This is a genomic window from Alteromonas pelagimontana, assembly GCF_002499975.2.
In the GTDB taxonomy this organism is placed as follows: Bacteria; Pseudomonadota; Gammaproteobacteria; order Enterobacterales; family Alteromonadaceae; genus Alteromonas; species Alteromonas pelagimontana.
In genome coordinates, this window is the sequence record NZ_CP052766.1 from 1,472,548 (window position 1) to 1,492,740 (window position 20,193).

Sequence of the window (20,193 nt, forward strand, 5' to 3'; positions counted from 1 at the left end):
CGATCGGGACTGATGTAGACTTTGGTAAGGGCAACTGAGTTATTCAGATTTAGCAGAGACAGCAAGTGGGCGTTTACCCGTTCATATGTCAGAACATAAGTAACAAAAATTTACCTGCCGCAAAAAGGTTATCTCATCCGAATCGCAGCAAATCATGCCTGCGGGCGCTGCTGAAATCTCTGCTCCAGAGTTTCAGCTAAAAACCTTCCCTTCTATTTAAAAACTATTTGCGCTCCTCAGCCCGATTTTTGTAACTAAAGCCAACCTGTTACCCGCTAACTTCCTAAACTGGTAAAAACACCGACTGAAAGTTCAGCCCATATGTAAAACGAAAGAAGCGTGAAAATAATAGCCGTTAAATAGCGGTGCTCCCGTGAAACACTTCGGGACACCAGAATAAATAGACTACCCATACCGAATAACAGGCAAGCCATAACAATAAAATCAGCGATATCCCAATTTACTTCATCAGTAAATTGCATGGCGATAAGAGGAACGGATAAGATTGCGAATGTGAATACCGCTACTCGTAAAAAAGGCCCTTTTTCTAAAGTCATACCTGTTACTTTCATGGTTATTTCCCGTGTTGTTAACATCAGGTGGCGCATGAGCATGAATATAAATTCAGCATGCGAGGAATAAGCAAATTTCTCATCCGAAACGCGTAAATACAACAGATGAAGCCAGCAAAGTCGCCAGTAAAAGAGCAGCGGGAATTAGACCGCTGCAGTTGTTTGCCCGCTATCTACACCATACTAATATAGTTTGGGTGCCTCTTTATCCGTTCAAGCCACGCTATAATAGCTGGATACTGACTTAGATCGAAACCTCCCTCATGAGCGACATGAGTGTATCCGTAAAGACTGATATCGGATACCGATAACGAATCGCCAACCAAGTATGGCGAAACAGATAGTTGCTGCTCCATAACAGCCAGCGCCTTGTGACCACCCGTCTGCTTTTGTTCATACTCTTCCCGGCGGTTTTCCGGCAAACCCAGGTATTTTGCAATGAAACGTGCGACGGCAATGTAAGGCTCGTGGCTATATTGTTCGAAAAACTGCCACTGTTGTGCCTGAGCGAGCTTATATCTATCTTGGGGGAGCAACAAACTTCCTGCGGCAAGATAGTTTAAAATGGCATTAGATTCTGAAAGATAACGACCATCGTCCAGCTCCAAAAGTGGAATTTTTCCATTGGGGTTCTTCGCTAAAAACTTGTCAGTTTGAGTGCCACCGGCAAGAATATCCACATGAAGCCATTCATGTTGGATACCCAGCAATGAACACAGCAATTTTATCTTGTAACAGTTACCCGACCGCATATCACCATAGATCTTCATATAAGGTATCTCAAGTACGCAATTCCTGTGTATAACGAACCCAGTCGTGGAAGAAGATTCATAATAGGCGCGCCTGTGGGTTTTATCAAAATCCTTTTTCATAAGTCATCCGGACTCACAGCAGGTCGTGGTGGCTGCGCTGGAGTCAGACGTTCAGTTTCCAAACTTATGGCTTGTCCTGGAACAACGTATTGAGCAAGCTTATCAATCAGCGATACGAAAATTTGAGGAGAATCTTTAAGCTTCAGAATGCTACTTAAGCTCTCTTACGCGTGGGTTTAAGTAGTCCGGCGCTCACTGCTCTGCCATAGGCTTTAAAAATTCTTCATTTAAACTGAATGGCGCCTGACGCTGTCGGCAAGCGAGGAGCCCACAGGCAGCAAAGGTATCAATGTCGCCTGAAAGGCATGATAAAGGTCGTTGCGTAAGGGATAGACCTCGCGGGAGCGATTTCCTTTACAGTCAACCTCTGGACGCCAGCCACCGTTATTGGAATCGATTAATATGTCGGCAATATAATCCCAGACCATTCTGTAGGTCTGATCGAAATCGGCGTGCTTGGTACGTCGCAGCAACATGTATGCGGTGTTTGCGGTCTCGGCTTGCACCCACCACGGCCGGTTTGCAACCGATACAGCTTTATCCCAACCAATGGTGTAAACCATACCCGGAGCACCATCGACGCTCCAGCCGCATTTAAGCGCATTATCAAACAGCCCAACAGCGTCTTCGAAAAACCAGTCTGGGATGTCGCAGCCCCGTGCAGCCAGTGCGGCTTCAATTTTAAGCAACAGCCCGCTCCACTCGGCAAAATGACCCGGTGTCATTCCCCAAGGCCGTAGATCATCCGTTGGATTATCGCGGTTATAATCCGGTAGCATCTGCCAGTTATTGTCAAAATGTTCGGGCAGCATGTAATTATTTGCGCGAGCGATAACGTGACAAAAACGCTTCGCTACCGCCAAAGCGCGTTCCAGCCAGAGGTTGTCTCCCGTAGCATCGGCCAGCGCCAGAAAAGCTTCTGTTGAGTGCATATTCGCGTTTGCGCCGCGATAGTTCTCGCAGTCATGCCAATTGGCACTAAAGCTGGGAGCCATAACCTCTTCATCAGCAAGCCAAAAACGCTTATCGATGACAGAACCGATAGCCTCGCGCAACTCTTCGGCGCGTGGCCTAAGCGCCATAACCGCACTGGCGGATGCCAGAGCAACAAAAGCATGAACATAAGCCTGCTTGCGGCCGGGATCTTCACCTTCAAACCAACCATCATGCTCTTTGTCACGTAGTGGTCCGTCAAGCAAGGCTTCTACGCCGTGATCGGCCAAAGCGGCGGCACCGGGCACGCCTAAAAGTGAGGCAACGCTATAGCAATGAACCATTCTTGCCGTGACAATGGTCTGTGCAGAATTATCCACCAACTGTCCGTCATCATCCAATTCACCGAATCCTCCGGCAACCTTTGATGCTCTGTAGTGTTCCAGCAGATGCTGGCCCTGCGTCATCAGCCAATTGCGGTGAACGCTGCGGTCTACCCAGAAAATACGCTGCGGATCGGCGGCTACAGATGTGTCAGCCATTGATAATCATGCCTCCGTTCACATGCATTGTCTGACCGGTGACAAACGAGCTGTCTTTACACGCGAGATAAATATAAGCAGCCGCAAGCTCCCGAGGCTGGCCGATACGCTGCATCGGCGTCATCTCGTCCATGTTTTTTAAAATATCGCTGTCATAATCTTTAAACGTCTTCTGTATAGGGGTAATCACCGGGCCGGGAGCAACCTCATTTACGCGAATGTCTTTCTCCGCCAATTGCAAGGCCAGCGCTCGGGTGAATCCGGTAATTGCACCTTTGGTCGCAGTATAAGGCACAAGATGTTTGTTACCCGCAAAAGCGTTAATAGAAGTGGTGTTGATGATGCTCGCGCCCTTGCCAAGATGTGGTAAAGCCGCACGGGTCAGGTAGAAAAAGCCATGAATATTCACATCAAAATGCGCTTTCCACTCGTCATCGGTGATGTCTGTAAGACTGGCAAAGGGTTTTTGAAAACCCGCATTGTTAACTAAAATATCCAGCTCGCCCCACATGTCGATAACTTTGGCGATGGCGGCGTCGCAATCTGCACTTTTACCCACATTTCCCTGAATAACCAAAGCGTTCGCGCCTTCTGCCTCAATCGCTTTGCGAGTTTCTTCAGCATCTTCGGAATCGTTGTGATAAATGATGGCAACATTGGCTCCTTCGCGAGCGGCGTGCAGCGCAACAGCGCGTCCAATCCCGCTGTCACCGCCGCTGATCAGTATTGTTTTTCCCTCTAGCTTGCCTGAGCCTTTATAGCTTTCATCAATGAATTCGGCGGCAGGCATAGTCTTATCAATCTGTTCGCTCATGGAAGTCTCCTTTATTTTCCCCACCGCAAAGAGGCGGGAACTGAATTGGAATTTCATGTCGTGAAATAATAACAATATGACAACTAAACCCTTAGGAGCGCTGCCCCTCAGCATCCTATTTGTTAGAGCTTAACTTTTTGCGCGGCAGTTTTTTCAGGCTTGATTGACGGCAACAAAAGTAATCAGGAAGCAAATGGCCGCTGCAGTAAATTGGTATTAGGCATTGGTGTATAAGTTCTATCTCGATTTTTGGATCTTAGTCACTGTGGAGCATGGTTTAAAGGAGGTTTACAGTTTGACCTAACGCGAAGCCAGACAACTTCACGTTAGGGAATGACGTAAAAAGGCTCAATGCTGATTAGGTTTAACGCCGTGCGCATGCGAGCGAAGTTGTGAGCGTCGCAGCGGTCGCGAATGCCGCACTTTGTTAGAAAGAGTTAAATACCTACACCTTCCAAAAGAAATTTTTTCGGTACATGAGCCATATTGGTATAAAGCTGACTATAAAGAAAATAACTGCAAATGCCAGAGAACCGTTAAGTTCACCAAAAATCGGCACCAGGCCTTTGTTATAAATCCACCCGTGTAAGCTGGAGTTGCCAACAGGAATAATAATAAGCAGCCTGGCTAGTACACCAGCAATTAAATAAAAAGCAATACTGTTGCTACCGCAAATTATTAGCGGCTGAGCCCAACAGATTAATTGCTTAACATCCAGCAGCCATATTAAAGCGCTTAGCGAAAATAAAGCCAAACCTCCTGTTAACAGTACGTAAGAGGGTGTCCAAAGTGCTTTGTTGACAGGAACAACTTGTTCCAGCAATAAGCCTGAAGCGGTTAATACTGCGCCTGCAACTATAAGCCAGTTTAGCTTCACGAGCCATGTTGCTGGTTGCTGTATTCCCTTGCCGGCCAATACGCCAAGTAAACCACTTGCAACAGCAGGCAGTGTACTGAGTATACCTTCCGGATCGAAAGCGAAGGGTGTGGCGCTGCGATAAAAAACATGGCTAACACCCAACAGGTTTGCATCCACCCAGGCCGCGAAGCTGTTGCCAAAATTCCACAATCCCTGATACACGTTACCACTTGCGTCTGAGTAGGGCATCAACGCCATCAGCCCCCAGTAAAGAACAAGCAACAACAAAAACATCACTGCTATCATTCGAGCCGACAGCCACACCACGCACACAGCTGTAATAAAAAATACCAATCCGAGGCGCTGCAATACCCCGAAAACCCGTAACTCCACCACCTGCTGGTGCCACCAGGAATAGTCCACCACGTGAAAATTGTAATAAAACAGCGCTAGTAGCAGACCTAGCGAAAAAAGTTTACCCGCGCGTATGGCCGCTTGGTTGATAACCTGAATGGCTGACTTTCCACTGGCTACCTGTTTGGGCAGTGAGAGCGCGGCCGACACGCCCATAATAAATATAAAGAAAGGAAAAACGAGATCGGCAAGCGTCCATCCGTGCCATTGAGCGTGCCGCATAGGTGCATAAACATGAGACCAACTGCCGGGGTTATTTACCAGCACCATTGCGGCAATGGCGATACCCCGTAGCGCATCCACCGCCAAAATGCGCTGGGGCAGTTTAGTCATGTATAGCGGGCAGGTTGACCGTTACTGGCAACTGGCCGTGCATAGGAGCAATGCCAAGTAAGGCATCAGCCAGCGCATCAAATACTGCACCCGTAGCGCTCGCTCCGCGCACGGTCACGTTGTATCCATAAGTCGTTACCGCAGCATCGGCAAGGTCGGCAAATTGCTCAACCACGTACGGTGCTCGTAACGCGACAAAAATTACTGGCAACCCATTTTGCTTAGCATAGGCTACTGCCCGCAGCATCCATTCATACTGTTGCTGTTTACTGGCGCGGGTCGCAAGATTGGGTAAATCATCCATGCCACCCATTTCTGCTACGCTGTGCTGCGGCGAAATATCACCTATTACCACCACATCGCCTTTACGCCAGCCTTTCCACGGCGAACCTTCAGGTATTGTCGCCAAGCTTATACATTCAACTTTTGCCAACGTATCCGCGTGGTTAATTCCCGTCTTAAACGCCTGGCATCGGGCTTCGTCTGGCATTACTGTTTGCCAGCGTTGTTGCCGCGCAACGGGTAGTACGCCGGTGTCATAAAGTTGCGTGATAGCCTGGCGTGCAAGTTGTCTTTCCAATCGCTTATTTTCCGCCAGCGGTAATGGCTTAGTTTGCGCGATACGTTGGGTCAGCGGAAGCTTGGTAAAGGCGTCGGTGCTATATTGGTTTTTTAGTGCCAGTATTCGGGCAACCGATTGCTCTAATTGCGCTTTCGCCAACCTCCCGTCGCGAATTGCTTCAAGAACATCTTGGTGCATTTGCCAAAACCCCTCGATGTCTTTGATATTGCGGATGGTATAGGGCATTAAGGCAATGTCTGCGCCGGCTTTAAACGTTTGAATAACCGCAGCAGCATTATCAAAATAGTGCGCAATTCCCGCCATATCCAGTGCATCAGTAACAATTACGCCTTTATAATTCAGTTCCTCCCGCAACAGGCCCGTGAGGATCTTTTCCGACATCGTTGCCGGCAGTACGGTGGTTTTGCCGTCTTTCGCCAAAAAGGTTGTACTGTCAAGTTGCGGGTACTGAATGTGCGCCGTCATTATCATTGCCGGCGGCGAGTCACTGTGAATAATTTCCTTAAAGGGTAGCAGGTCGATTTTATCCACGGCAGCTCTGTCGTGCGTTACGCGGGGCAATCCTGTGTGGCTATCGACATGGGTATCGCCATGGCCAGGAAAGTGCTTAAGCGCGCTCATGATATTCCAAGATTGCATAGCTGCCACACTGGCTTTACCCAATTTGGCCACCCGCTCGGCAGATTCGCCGTAACTTCTTACGTTAATTACCGGGTTTTGCGGATTAACATTCACATCGACAGTGGGCGCAAAATTTACGTTAAACCCTAGCGGCCGAAGAGACTTGGCAATGCCCTCACCTACCGCACTTGCAAAGGCAGTACCCGATTTCTCATAAGTAGCACCAATTGCCATATTACCCACAAAGCGCGTAGCGATGCTGTCATCTAACCTGGCCACGCGCCCGCCTTCCTGATCAATGGCAATAAATAGCGGCGGCAGTCCGTGCTTTTGCATAAGCTTTTGCATGGCGTAATTTAAAGTGACGATTTGCGCAGCGCTGACCAAGTTTTCTTTAAATAAAATCACACCGCCAATCTGCCCGCTAACCAAAATGTCGGCCACTTCAGGAGTAAGCTCAGTCACTGGTGTTTTACATTGCAAAGAAGGTGTGCCGTCGTCACAGAAATAGCGGAAGTCGAGCATTAGCTTTTGCCCCAACAGAGCGGTGGGAGTAGTTTGCGCTACCTTTGCCTGCACATTTGTGACAACACAAAAACCGAATAGAAAATACCAAAGAAATCTGCAAACCGTTGAGTACATATAGCGGGGCTCTTTTTATTGATACCTTATGCTACCTGATGATCAACAATAAATAAATTATTCCATACTGCCCGATACTATTCACAGGGTAGTTTGCTCCCGATTGTTTACCTGCCGGCGAGAGAAACGCGTTAGCGCAAGGTAGTGACGCCAAAAATATTATTTCCTAAAAAGCTTTATGTTTAATTGCTACGACAAAAAAATCGCCAAATATCAGCGTCTAAATAAAGGGCAGTCGCTATTTGAGTGCTAAAATTTTTATTTTAGGTTCCTATCTTGATGTTTTATCTCCCTTTTAATGAAGGGCGTAGGAGCACAGTTACAAATCCTGTTCGTGTGAATATTTTATTATTTACAAATGAACTTTTTATGATAACTTGAACTTACGATGGATTTTTCACCGCATGCGGTTTGTTCATACTTCTGTCGGCCGCTCTTCGCTTGCATTGATGAAAGCTGTATCTCATCCCAAAGAGGTTTGATATCAGGTATTGCATCTCACCTCTACAGGTTGCGCTTCCAGCTCAGCCTGACGATAATTTAAAATAATATTGTGGAGACTGCACAGTGAAACACACAAAACTAGCAATAATGCTCGCGATGTCAGGAATAAGCTCCTCCGCCCTCGCACAAAACTCCGAAGCCTCTGGAGAAAAAGAATCAGTTGAAAGAATTGAGGTAACGGGTTCCAGTATTAAACGAACCAATCTTGAAGGTGATTTACCGATTACCGTTATCTCCAGAGCTGACATTGATGCCCAGGGGATCACAACAGCCGAACAGTTGTTATTACAACTAAATATATCCTCCAATTCCAACGATAATCTGGCCAGTAACACCGGCATAGTTAGCGGTGAAGAGCGCGGCAACAATGGCGCTTCCAGCGCAAACCTGCGCCAGCAGGGAGCCAGTTCTACCCTTGTTTTGTTAAACGGCAGGCGCACCGCCACCCACGGTTTAAAAGGGCGTTCAGTCGATCTTAACTCAATTCCTTTCGCCGCCATAGAGCGGGTAGAAGTGTTGCGAGACGGCGCTTCGGCTATTTATGGCACCGACGCCATTGGCGGGGTAATCAACTTCATTCTTAAAAAGAACTATGAAGGTGCACAGGTTAATGCTTTTGCCGATCATACCGAAGCAGGTGGCGGCAACATCTATCGTCTGAGCCTGCTGGCAGGGACCGGCGATTTAAATAAAGATGGCTTCAATGTGATGGCGAGTGCCTCCTATAAAAAGGCAGAACTGCTGCGGGGGGCCGACAGAGATTTTACCAACACGTTCCAGCCTGAGCGTGGGCTATCACCGGACTCTCGCGGTACACCCTATGCTTCTTTAAATAACCGGCCAGGCGGTAGTGACCCCGCAGACCCAAATTACAATTTGATTGGCGAGGGATTAGTTAATCCCGTAAACGGTTTAACCAATGATGTTTTAAATGTATTGGCGCTCCCGGGGCAGGCAGGTTGTGACGCTTATCCATTAATGGGAGACGACGGTGCGGCGTTGTGGAACCGAGCGCAAAATGAAGGTGTCAGTTGTGCCTGGGATTATCCTCGTGCAGCAGCGTTGCAACAACCTGTAGAAAGCTTCGATTTTGTTACCCGCGGTACGATGAAGATAAACGAGGAAACTGAGGGTTTTGTGGAGTTTATAGGCTCAGAAGTTACCTCAAACAAAATATTTGAGCCTAATCAAATCACTCCCTGGGCGATCACGCCAGCAGGCTGGTATCCATCTACAGGCGCTTCATATGATGACATTGTTGAGGCACTTTCTGGCTACTACGGCGCTGATCAGCTGAATATTGGGGCTCCGATAGCCTATCGCTGGCGCTGTATGGAATGCGGTCAGCGGGAAATAGAAACCACCACAAAGTCGTATAAATTACAACTGGGGCTGGATGGCAGCATTGGCGACTGGGACTACAAAGTCGGCCTGGGGCGAGCTACCAACGAATCTGAATCGGTGCTGATGAATGGGTACCACTATACAGAGCAACTAGCTAACGCGATTGGTCGTGGCCTGTTAAATCCGTTTTTATTACCTGGCGAGTCGCAAACCGATGAAGGTATGGCCGCACTTAACGCAGCTTCCGCAAACGGCACCACGTTGTACGGCGGTGAAACCACCATGACTCAGTTTGATGGTTCAATTACCGGCGATACCGGGTGGTCATTGGGCTGGGGCGGCGATTCCATCTACGTAGCAGGAGGCGTCGATATTCGCCGGGAAGAATACAAGTTCAACGGCGACCGCAGAGAAGTTGATGCCCAGCCTGAGATCTATGGCGCACCATTCGACAACACGAACGAGCTGGATAATGTTCACCGTACTGTTCAGGCAGTATTTGCTGAAACCTTAATTCCTGTTGTAGAGCAATTTGAACTTAATCTTGCCGTTCGCTACGATCATTACTCCGGATTTGGCGGTACTACCAACCCGAAATATGGCTTTAAGTGGACACCAACCGAAAGCTTGCTGTTTCGCGGTGCGTACAGCACAGGCTTCCGCGTTCCTTCGTTTAATCAGATATTCAATGGCATTACCGAAGAACCCTACACAGGGCAGGATCTTGCTGACCCAGCAAATTGTCCAGGCGGCATTGTGAATATTGAGAATCCAAACTGTACGCTTATTCAGCCAAACGTGTTATATGGAGGTAAAGCTGACTTAGGACCAGAAGAGTCTGAGCAGCAAAGTTTGGGGGTGGTGTATGCGCCTAATAAACATTTCTCTATGAACCTGGATTGGTGGGAAATTATTATCGACGGCACCATTCAGGTTCCCACCTTAGACGAACTGCTTGAAAACTACAGTCTTTTTGAAGCAAATTTTGTACGTGATCAAGAAGGTGAGTTACTTGCCATTGATCAGCGGTATATCAACGCCGGTGAACGCAATACCAGCGGCATTGAAGTGGGCGTCATGGCAAATGGAGAACTTTACGCAGGAAACTGGGCGCTAAATTTCAACGGCAGTTATCTTATTGAAGATAAGAAAAAACTCATCGATACAGCAGAGTTCAGCGAAAACTTAGTGGGCACTCACTCACGGGGCAACATTCCGCTGCGGTGGAAACACACGTTAACTTTTGTCTATATGTTGGACAATTTTACACACACGCTTACCCAGATTTTTCGCGACAGCTATGAAGATGAAGCACCGCCAGGCGTTACCTCGGGTGAAGCCAATCCTCTTTATTATGACGGAGAAGTCGGTAGCTATCTAATTTACAATTACAGTTTACGATATTCTGGATGGGAAGATTTAGAAGTGACCTTCGGCATTAAGAACTTGTTTGATCGCGATCCCCCCTTCACCGCTCACCAAAACGATTATTCGCCCGGTGCAGCATTTGATCCCAGAGTAGCAGATCCACGGGGCCGCTCTTACACGGTGCAGCTCACCTATGACTTTTAATAAACGGTGATGAACTGGAAGGTGTTAGCACTTACCAACTTCTTCCAGTTTTGTTTTGCCAGGTGGGTTGCCTTTTTATTGCCACAATTTCAAAATTGGCGGGCGCAGCTATTGGCAGCCAAAGCAACGATAGTGGTGCGCGGGACGTTATAAACCCCTATGTTTGAATTTATGTCACAATTACGATCACGCTTTTTCGCCATAGTATGTTGTACGGCTTTTATCGTCAGTTGCGCGAGTCAGCAGTATTCTCAGATGCCTTCGGCGAATACCGGCAAGCGAATAAAATCTCTTGTCATTCACTTCACCGCTATCAACTACGAAAAGAGCGTTACGGCGCTGGTAAAGGAAGGCGGCTTAAGTTCTCACTATCTGGTGCCTGAATCTCACGATGATACCTACGGCAATGACAAGATTGAGGCAATTCAGCTTGTGGAGGAAAGTGAGCGGGCCTGGCACGCAGGTGAAAGCTACTGGCAAAGCCGCACCCATTTAAATGATTCGTCTATTGGTATTGAGATAGTGAACGTGCCGCAGTGCCAGTGGGATGAAGCACTTTCACCTCTGCACACAGAATACGGCGATAACCGATTGTGCATATTTCCAGATTACGACCCTGCACAAATAGAAGCGGTTATTTCTCTGGCGCAGGATATTCTTAAACGCAACCCGGATATTGAACCCACAGCCGTGGTGGGACATGCCGATATCGCCTTTAACCGTAAAAACGATCCGGGCCCACGTTTCCCCTGGTTCCAGCTATATCAAGCGGGCGTGGGAGCCTGGTATGAAAATGATACCCTCGCATCATACTGGCAAATGTTTAACGACGCCAGGCCTAACGTCGGCCTAATACAGGCAGCGCTGCGTGCGTATGGCTATGGAATTACTGAAACCGGTACACTGGATTTACCTACGATCAACGCTATTTCTGCTTTTCAATCGCACTTTTTGCCGTATCACCTAACGGGGCAACCTGACAACAAAACTGCGGGCGCTTTGTTCGCGTTGCTGAAAAAGTATTTCCCCCAAAAAGCCAATAAGTTGATAAAGCGCTACCAAAACGAAAACGCAGCACGAAGCGAGGCTGCTGCTATAACACCTGTTCACGGGCAAGTAGATGACATTTATCCTCAGCAAGAACGATCCAGCCGCCAGGACGTCAACGATAAAGCCCGTTTTAAAAGCTATAGCGGCCGGGGCGAAATGACAATAGTGGCAAGCGAAGATGCTGATGCCACTATTGCGATAAATGGAGAAACGCTAAATATCGCTTCTCCACTTATGGCGGGCAAGCCGTATCACTACTCACTGAAACGGCGAACGCATGATGGCGTTAATACACTTGCTGTAGCATCTGTAACGCCCAGCAGTGCCAACGTGCATATTACTATTCCCTATCCCACGCTTGTCGATGACACCGCGGCATGGAAAAAACGTTTTACGGCAGTAGATAATCTGATTAAACAGGACATTAATAACGGATTTCCTGGCGCAGTGCTGTTGGTTGTGAAAAATGGCGCAGTAGTGAAGCATACCGCGTATGGCTATGCGAGGCGCTATGATACTGATGGAACGCCATTGGCTTCCAGCGAACCCATGACATTGGAAACCGGGTTCGATTTAGCCTCAAATACTAAAATGTTTGCCACTACGCTGACGTTGATGCACTTGTCGGGACAAGGAAAAGTGGATATCAATCAGCCCGTTTACCATTACCTGCCGGAGTACCGGGGCAGCGGCAGAGAAAGCCGCACGGTCAGAGACTTGCTCACCCATCAATCGGGTTATGCACCGGAAGTGCAGTTTTTTACACCCAACAATTCCGATGGCGAAGCGTTTTTCTCGCAAGATAAAGCACTTACTGCACAATTATTATTAAACCGCGTTCCTTTTGTTGTTGGTAATGGGGTGAACGCGTCATACAGCGATACCAACTTTATGCTGCTGGGGCTATTAATAGAACGCATAACTGGAATGACACTGGATCAATACTGTGAACGTGTGCTTTATACGCCGCTGGGGCTAAGCCATACATTGTTTAACCCGCTTCGCAAGGGCTTAAGCGCTTATGAATTCGCTGCCACTGAGTTACGAGGCAATACTCGTGACGATTCCATGAGCTTCCCGAATATTCGTACACACACGTTACGCGCTGAAGTACATGATGAAAAAGCGTTTTATGCTATGGGTGGAGTGTCAGGCCACGCTGGTCTGTTTTCTACGGCCAAAGATATGGGGGTAATGATTCAGATGCTGCTAAACGGCGGCGGCTACGGAAATGTAAAATTGTTTAGTGAAGATATTGTCAATACTTTCACCAAACCTGCAGCTAATCACCCTGGGTTTGGGCTTGGCTGGCGCCGCCCAGCCGATGGTGCCAATCGCTGGCATTTCGGCCCCTATGCCAGCGCCTCGGCCTATGGTCATACTGGATGGACAGGCACAGTTACCGTTATCGACCCGGAACTTGATATGGGTATTGTGCTGCTAACCAATGCGCGCCATAGCCCAATTGTTAAAGACAGCAATGGTAACCCGCGCTTTACCGGCACGGACTTCGAAACTGCAAAATATGGTAGTGTGATCGCAAAAATTTACGAAACGCTTCTTAACGCCCGCTAACGCTCCAGGATGTTGAATCGTAAAATGGCTATGATTATGCGATTAAAATAAGTAGGCTATGCACAAACTCTGCTGCTTTCATCGCGCTACAATAAAAGTCTGCTTAGGCACATCTGCGCCGAGGCGGAATTAAAAACGAAATTCTAACGGAATTGCTAGTATGAATTGGATGTCAATCATCCCTCCCCTGGTCGCAATAATTGTCGTCTTCTGGAAAAAAGAAGTCATTATGGCGCTGTTGTTGGCAGTGCTATCAGCAGAAGCGCTCATATTGTTTGGCACCACAGACAGCACTATTCTAATGGCTCCCATTACGTCGGTGGAACGCGTTATTGAGGTGGTTTCCAGCCCGGGAAATGCCCGTATTTTGCTGTTTTCCGTGCTCGTTGGGGCGCTTTTAGCCTATATTCGTGATTCTGGTGGCGTTACCGCTACGGTGAACTGGCTGGTCGGGAAAGGTGTGGCTAAAACCCGCCGCCAAGTGGGCGGGCTGACGTTCTTTACTGGCGTGGCTGTGTTTATCGAATCAAATCTTAGCGTGCTTACGGCGGGAATTTTCGCCCGCGGACTGTTTGACAAATTCTCCATGAGTCGCGCCCGCTTAGCGTACATTATTGATAGTACCAGTGCGCCTGTTTGTATTCTGATACTGCTAAACGGCTGGGGCGCGTTTGTGCTGGGTATGCTTGATACCTACGAACTGGAAGCGTCATCGGCCAGCATATTATGGGGAAGCGTTCCTCTTAATTTTTACGCACTGTTTACCTTGGCGATTGTGCTGTACACCATCATTAAAGATAAAGTACACGGGCCAATGGCTAAAGAAGATGCTGCTATGCGACAAATGGAAACGTCAATAGCCGCACAGCCCGCCACAAAAGCGCGTTTTATGATTGTGCCTTTACTGGTTATGGTCATCAGTATGATCGGGTTTATGTTCTGGACAGGCAATGGCGTACTGGCTGAAGGAAGCGGCAGTAAATCTGTACTTTATGCCACTATGCTGGCGACGGCAGTGGCTTACGCTCTGCTATTGATGCACAAGCGGTTTACTCATCACCAAGCCGTAGGAATTGGCTTTAAGGGAATGGGAGAATTACTACCCTTGGTCACTATTGTGCTACTTTCTCTTACATTAGGGAGCAGCCTTAAAGTATTGGGAACTGGCTTATTTGTAGCCGGAATCGTTGGCGAGTACTTACCTAATGTTTTAATTGTTCCTATGCTTTTTTTGGCGGGTGCGGTAATGTCTTTTACCACTGGCACCTCCTGGGGCACCTTTGCCATTCTTATTCCTATCGGCGTTCCGCTCATTCAAACTCTCGGCCTTCCCCCTTCTCTTGTCGTGGCAGCTATTCTGGGAGGCGGTGTTTTTGGCGATCACTGCTCCCCCATTTCTGACACCTCTGCAGTGTCTTCTATTGCTGCCGGTTGTGATCTTCTGACACACGTAAGAACTCAGCTTCCCTACGCGCTAACTGCTGGCGGATTCACTTTGTTAGCCTATGTTATTGCCAGCTTTATTATGATTGGATGAAATTATGCGATTACTCAGTATTTATTTTTTTACCGTTTGGTTAATTGGCTGTTCTGCAGGCACTGCTACCAACCCTGACCTGTCATCGGCATCTATAAACGGCCAGCAAGCTGTGGCCATGCCAGATGCATTCAGTGCCGATGCCGCAATGGCGGTGATGGACGATGGTGGTAATGCTATAGATGCTGCCATCGCTGCAGAGTTTGTATTGGCAGTGACGTTACCGGAAGCCGGGAATATTGGCGGCGGTGGTTTTATGACAATTTATCACGACCACCGGCCGATGTTTTTGGATTATCGGGAAATGGCGCCGGGCAGCGCCGACCGCGATATGTATCTGAATGAACAAGGCCAAGTCGTAAAAATGGATTCGCTGTTCGGTGCCCGCGCGTCGGGAGTGCCGGGTACGGTCGCTGGTATGTGGGCAGCACATCAAAAATTCGGCAAACTGCCATGGAAACGTCTGGTGCAACCTGCCGTTGAACTTGCTGAACAAGGTTTTGTGGTACCCAAAAAGCTAGCAGAACGCATAAGCGATCAAATCAGCCGGGCAGAAAAAAGAGACATAAACAGCAACTTTAACCGGTATTTTGCTCACGCGAAGGCAGGTACAGTGTTTAAGCAACCGGAACTGGCCAGCACACTTAAACGCATTCGCGACGAAGGCAAAGAGGGTTTCTACGCTGGCGAAACTGCCCAGGCTATAGTTCAGTACATGCAAAAGAATAACGGGTTGATCACCCAAAATGATCTTTCACGCTACGAAGCCAAATGGCGCCAACCGGTCCGTTACCACTGGCGGGGTTATACCTTGGTTACGGCCCCACCACCCAGTTCGGGCGGCGTTGCCGTGGCCCAGTGGATAGGCATGTTGGATGATGTGCTGGAGAATACAACCCTGCCCGCCCAAAACAGCGCTTCTTACGTGCACCTTATGGCGGAGATTGGCAAACGGGTGTTTGCCGACCGCGCCGAGTATATGGGCGATCCGGATTTCGTGAACGTACCGGTCAGCCAATTAATTGATCAAAACTATATTGATAAACGCGCCAATGAAGTCACCATAAATAACATTTCTGCTACCGAAGATGTAAAACCAGGTTTATATGAAAGCCCGCAAACCACGCATTTTTCAGTAATGGATCAATGGGGAAATGCCGTGTCTAACACTACCACGTTAAATCTGCTTTTCGGTAACGCGATGGTAGTAGAAGGCGCAGGCTTTTTGTTAAACGATGAGATGGATGATTTTAGCGCGAAAGCAGGTGTACCTAACTTTTTTGGTGCAGTAGGCGGTACGGCAAACGAAATTCAGCCGTACAAGCGGATGCTTTCGTCAATGACCCCAACAATCGTGTTGAAAGACAATGAGGTACAGCTGGTAACGGGATCTCCTGGTGGCACCACCATTATTTCGTCAGCCACTCAGTCACTGTTGAACGCATTGCTATTTGATATGACAGCAGAAGAAGCGGTGAACGCGCCACGATTCCACCATCAACTATTACCCAAAGATACCATTGCTTATCATGAAGGCTTATCGCAACAGGTAATTGCAGAACTGGAAGCCATGGGTTACACAATGAAGCAAAGCAATTTTGGCGATGTGCAACTAATTAAACGCACTGCCACAGGGTTAGAGGCCGCTTCAGAAGCAAGGGGCAGAGGCAAGAGTATCGTCGCAGCCGGGGGTCATTAAGAAAACGCCCGGCGCATGGCCTTTTGGTCTTGTCTTACTTTGCAAATAGCTGGTCGAGCGACGCAAACGCTTTAAATTCAAGCGCATTGCCAGCGGGGTCGTGAAAAAACATCGTGGCCTGCTCGCCGGGTTGCCCTTTAAAACGAATATAAGGTTCTATTACAAATGTCGTTCCTGATTCTTGCAGGCGTTCGGCCAACTGTTGCCAGACTTCCATAGTCAATACCACGCCAAAATGCGGCACGGGCACTGCGTGATTATCCACTGCATTATGTCTCGGAGCCGAAGGCGTGCTTTCGACCTTGTGCGTCACCAGTTGATGACCATAGAAATTCCAATCAATCCATTGTGTGTCACTACGGCCACGCTCACAGCCTAATAAATCGCCGTAGAAAGCGGCGGCGTCATCGAGATTATCTACCGGAATTGCTAAATGGAACGGTTGCGGCATAACACCTCCTCATCATTTTAGTCAAAAATGATAACACGGTTTTAAGCAATTTGAATTAATCCGCAATAATGCGCTCACTCAGCACGAGAAAAAGGCGCGCCGAGGCAACTGCGACAGGAACAGAGTGTGGAAGACAAAAGCAGCGACAGGATACAGACACAAGTCGAAGAAGCCACGCCAATTCGCAGAAAAGCACATGGTATTATTTTCGTGAATGGAAAAAGAAACAGCCTGCGCAAGGCAGGCTGTTGATAACTTCGTGGATAGCTTGTGCTTAAGCGTCGTAAGGGTGACGTAACACAATGGTTTCGTTACGATCTGGACCTGTTGAAATAATATCCACAGGAACGCCAGTAATGGCTTCTAACCGATTAATATAGTTACGCGCGGCTTTTGGCAACTTGCTAAATTCAGTCACGCCGAAGGTAGTGTCACTCCATCCCGGCATTTCTTCGTACACCGGTGAGATAAGGTCATAACCGTCGGCTGCCATTGGCGGAACGTCTTTAATATTACCATCTGCGTCTTTGTAGCCGGTACAAATCTGCAAGGTTTCCAGACCATCCAGCACGTCCAGCTTGGTTAAACAAAAGCCAGTAATTGAATTTATTTGTACTGCCCGTTTCATCGCTACTGCATCAAACCACCCGGTGCGGCGTTTACGACCTGTTGTCGCACCGAATTCGTGACCTTTTACGCCTAAATGCTCACCTACATCACAAGCCAGTTCTGTAGGGAACGGGCCAGAACCTACGCGGGTTGTGTAGGCTTTAACAATACCCAGCACATAATCAAGCTTTAATGGCCCAAACCCAGCGCCTGTGGCTACGCCACCTACCGTGGTGTTGGAAGATGTTACGTAAGGATAAGTACCATGGTCAATATCCAGCAACGTACCTTGAGCGCCTTCAAACATGATGGGCAAACCGGCTTTGTGGGCTTTATCCAAAACATCTGTTACATCAACTACCATCGCTTTTAAAATATCGGCAACAGCTAACGCGTCGGCAAGAGTTTTATCGAAATCTACAGGGTCTTCTTTATAATATTCCGTGAGCATGAAGTTATGATATTCGAGCACTTCCTTCAGCTTCGCGGCAAAGTCTTCTGGATTGAAAAGATCCCCAACGCGTAATCCTCGGCGAGAAACCTTATCTTCGTATGCTGGACCAATACCCCGACCAGTAGTACCAATTGCTTTAGCACCGCGAGCTTTTTCCCGGGCTACATCAATAGCAATGTGGTAAGGAAGAATAAGCGGACAGGCTTCACTGATTTTTAAGCGCTCGCGGACCGGAACGCCGCGCGCTTCCAGCATGGAAACTTCTGTCATCAGTGCTTCCGGGCTGAGTACCACCCCATTACCGATAATGCAGGTAACGTTAGACCGCAGAATGCCAGAAGGAATCAAATGAAGCACGGTTTTTTCACCGTCAATTACCAGGGTGTGACCGGCATTATGTCCGCCTTGATAACGAACCACATACTTCGCGCGATCAGTGAGAAGATCAACGACCTTACCTTTACCCTCGTCACCCCATTGGGTGCCGAGTACCACAACGTTCTTTGCCATGAATCAAATTGTGTAAGAAAATTAGGCGAGGATTCTATCAAAGATTCCCATGGTTGATCATCTGTTTTATGCGCAAAAATACAACAGCATCATTTTACGTGGAGAATTTTCTATCGTGGATACTGATTGCCGCTTAACCTTTGCCCCGTTTGTGTCAATAGTTAAGATAAAACAGGCTGATAAAACCTATTATCACCAGCACCCCGCCTACCTGACGTAGCTGGTTAGACGGCTGCTGGCTTATCTGAAGCATATACAACCGCCAGCGATTTGGAATAAGCAGAGGCCCTAGCCCCTCAAGAATACAAACAATGGCTAATGCCGACCACAACCACTCCATTACTTACTCCTGTTAAAATTTAGCCAAACAACGCAAATCGATTTCGTTTGGCTGATGATACAAGGAAAAGCCAAAACGTAATCGGTCGCCGCGATAATCAGTTTGAATACCTTCGTGCGCTAACGCAGCAGCCAGTTGCGCCGCACTGGCTTCATCAGGCAGCGAAAATGTAAGAAAATGCCCGCGTTCAGCCGCATCTTTTACCATTAATGTCGATGAATTAATGAAAGGGTGATTAATATCATTAAGCTTTTTCAAAAATGCAGCCTGTACAGATTGGACATGGCGCTGGATTGTATCCACCGTTATATGATTGGCTTTGAATAATTGAAATACTGCCCGCATTCGGTATAGCGCTGAAAAATCCATAGTGGCGCCAGCAAAACGCATTCCGTTAGCAGCATAGCTGACGACATCATCGCGGGCTTTATCCAGCTCACCAAATTCGGCGAACCAGCCAGTGTACAGTGGCCGCAACTGACAGTTTGGGGGAACGTGACAAAAACAAGCCCCCTCACCTGCCTGGGCATATTTATAGCCACCCGCCAGATAAAAAATACGGTCAGCAATGCGACTTAAATTTGTCGGCACGGCCATAAAACCGTGATATCCATCGATTATGATAATGGTGTCGGGATTGGTGACGGCATTAACAATTGCCTCAAGATCACCAATAGCAAATCCGGAATTAAAAAATACCTGACTGACAAAAACCACATCCGGTTGCTGTTGTTTGATTTGTTCAATGAAGCGATCAATAAAAGAAGCAAAAGGCAGTGTGGGCACCGAGGTTAATTCTATCGTTTCCCATTCTGTTAGCCGTTGTACCTGTCTGTGAAAACTGTGGAATTCGCTATCAGTGGAAAGAATTTTCTGCGGTTGACGCCAGTCCAGTGCACTTAATATACGAAATAATAATTCGTGGGTGTTGGGAGCAAAGACTATTTGTTCTGGCTTTCTGGATTGCAAAATATCACTGATAGTCTGCTGAACCTCGGGCACTACCGTTTCAAAAAAAAACTGCCATTTGTCGTCTACCCACCGCGCACTGTCATCCCAGTATTCGCACATGGCATCCCGCGTTACGTCCGGCCAGTAATAATGACTGTGGCAAGAATAATGTTGCTTACCCGCATTTGCCTTTAAAAAACGGGAATAGAAATGCTGATACATGTTGCTGGCTTATAAGGAACGAAAAGCCCACTCTAGCAAATATTGAAACGAAAATATTAATTCTTCGCTGAATTTTAAGCCTTCCGCTTCTTTGCCAGTAAACAGCTTCCGCTGATTGTTTACGTCTACTAAGATCTACCTTTACCTATTTTTTATATATCTGCTATACAATAGTTACTGCGAGCAATCA

At 47.7% G+C, this 20,193-nt stretch carries 15 protein-coding genes; 5 read left to right on the top strand and 10 right to left on the bottom strand.

Annotation, left to right across the window (positions count from 1 at the left end; genetic code table 11):
• Window positions 1–275: 275 nt before the first annotated feature.
• The 6 genes from CA267_RS06650 to CA267_RS06675 all read right to left on the bottom strand — a co-directional run bounded on the left by CA267_RS06650 (window position 276) and on the right by CA267_RS06675 (window position 7,185).
• Window positions 276–572: a hypothetical protein gene (locus tag CA267_RS06650; protein ID WP_217358055.1), complete on the bottom strand. Its 297-nt coding sequence runs from the start codon at window positions 570–572 to the stop codon at window positions 276–278.
• Window positions 573–745: 173 nt separating this feature from the next.
• On the bottom strand, window positions 746–1,342 hold the full coding sequence (locus tag CA267_RS06655; RefSeq protein WP_075609963.1) for a glutathione S-transferase family protein: 597 nt from the start codon (window positions 1,340–1,342) through the stop codon (window positions 746–748).
• A gap of 329 nt (window positions 1,343–1,671) precedes the next feature.
• A complete protein-coding gene (locus CA267_RS06660) occupies window positions 1,672–2,919 on the bottom strand; it encodes an AGE family epimerase/isomerase (protein ID WP_083638290.1) in 1,248 nt (415 codons plus the stop codon).
• Window positions 2,912–3,733: an SDR family oxidoreductase gene (locus tag CA267_RS06665; RefSeq protein WP_075608212.1), complete on the bottom strand. Its 822-nt coding sequence runs from the start codon at window positions 3,731–3,733 to the stop codon at window positions 2,912–2,914. Before CA267_RS06665 ends, CA267_RS06660 begins: the two co-directional genes overlap by 8 nt.
• A 445-nt stretch (window positions 3,734–4,178) precedes the next feature.
• Window positions 4,179–5,339 (bottom strand): acyltransferase family protein, encoded by a 1,161-nt coding sequence (locus CA267_RS06670; protein ID WP_075608211.1) that lies wholly within the window; start codon window positions 5,337–5,339, stop codon window positions 4,179–4,181.
• On the bottom strand, window positions 5,332–7,185 hold the full coding sequence (locus CA267_RS06675; RefSeq protein ID WP_083638288.1) for a glycoside hydrolase family 3 protein: 1,854 nt from the start codon (window positions 7,183–7,185) through the stop codon (window positions 5,332–5,334). The genes CA267_RS06670 and CA267_RS06675 overlap by 8 nt, the downstream gene beginning before the upstream one ends.
• 567 nt (window positions 7,186–7,752) lie before the next feature.
• Between CA267_RS06675 and CA267_RS19120 the strand changes: the two genes are divergently transcribed.
• The 4 genes from CA267_RS19120 (at window position 7,753) to ggt (ending at window position 16,466) form a co-directional block, all read left to right on the top strand.
• On the top strand, window positions 7,753–10,605 hold the full coding sequence (locus CA267_RS19120; RefSeq protein WP_075608210.1) for a TonB-dependent receptor domain-containing protein: 2,853 nt from the start codon (window positions 7,753–7,755) through the stop codon (window positions 10,603–10,605).
• 171 nt (window positions 10,606–10,776) lie between these two features.
• Window positions 10,777–13,230: a penicillin binding protein PBP4B gene (gene pbp4b / locus CA267_RS06685; RefSeq protein WP_075609960.1), complete on the top strand. Its 2,454-nt coding sequence runs from the start codon at window positions 10,777–10,779 to the stop codon at window positions 13,228–13,230.
• Between the two features lie 160 nt (window positions 13,231–13,390).
• Window positions 13,391–14,767, top strand: a complete 1,377-nt coding sequence (locus CA267_RS06690) for a Na+/H+ antiporter NhaC family protein (RefSeq protein WP_075608209.1) — start codon at window positions 13,391–13,393, stop codon at window positions 14,765–14,767.
• A gap of 4 nt (window positions 14,768–14,771) precedes the next feature.
• A complete protein-coding gene (gene ggt, locus CA267_RS06695) occupies window positions 14,772–16,466 on the top strand; it encodes a gamma-glutamyltransferase (protein WP_075608208.1) in 1,695 nt (564 codons plus the stop codon).
• Window positions 16,467–16,500: 34 nt separating this feature from the next.
• On the opposite strand, the gene CA267_RS06700 is transcribed toward ggt, so the two are convergent.
• Window positions 16,501–16,917, bottom strand: a complete 417-nt coding sequence (locus tag CA267_RS06700; protein WP_075608207.1) for a VOC family protein — start codon at window positions 16,915–16,917, stop codon at window positions 16,501–16,503.
• Window positions 16,918–17,043: 126 nt separating this feature from the next.
• Here CA267_RS06700 and CA267_RS19125 point away from each other — a divergent pair, with 126 nt between their 5' ends.
• A complete protein-coding gene (locus CA267_RS19125) occupies window positions 17,044–17,169 on the top strand; it encodes a hypothetical protein (RefSeq protein WP_269748481.1) in 126 nt (41 codons plus the stop codon).
• Between the two features lie 22 nt (window positions 17,170–17,191).
• On the opposite strand, the gene CA267_RS06705 is transcribed toward CA267_RS19125, so the two are convergent.
• The 3 genes from CA267_RS06705 to CA267_RS06715 form a co-directional block, all read right to left on the bottom strand.
• Window positions 17,192–18,490: an adenylosuccinate synthase gene (locus tag CA267_RS06705; protein ID WP_075608206.1), complete on the bottom strand. Its 1,299-nt coding sequence runs from the start codon at window positions 18,488–18,490 to the stop codon at window positions 17,192–17,194.
• A 154-nt stretch (window positions 18,491–18,644) separates the two neighbouring features.
• Window positions 18,645–18,830 (bottom strand): DUF2065 domain-containing protein, encoded by a 186-nt coding sequence (locus CA267_RS06710; protein ID WP_075608205.1) that lies wholly within the window; start codon window positions 18,828–18,830, stop codon window positions 18,645–18,647.
• 12 nt (window positions 18,831–18,842) lie between these two features.
• A complete protein-coding gene (locus CA267_RS06715; RefSeq protein ID WP_075608204.1) occupies window positions 18,843–20,003 on the bottom strand; it encodes an aminotransferase class V-fold PLP-dependent enzyme in 1,161 nt (386 codons plus the stop codon).
• Between the last annotated feature and the right edge of the window lie 190 nt (window positions 20,004–20,193).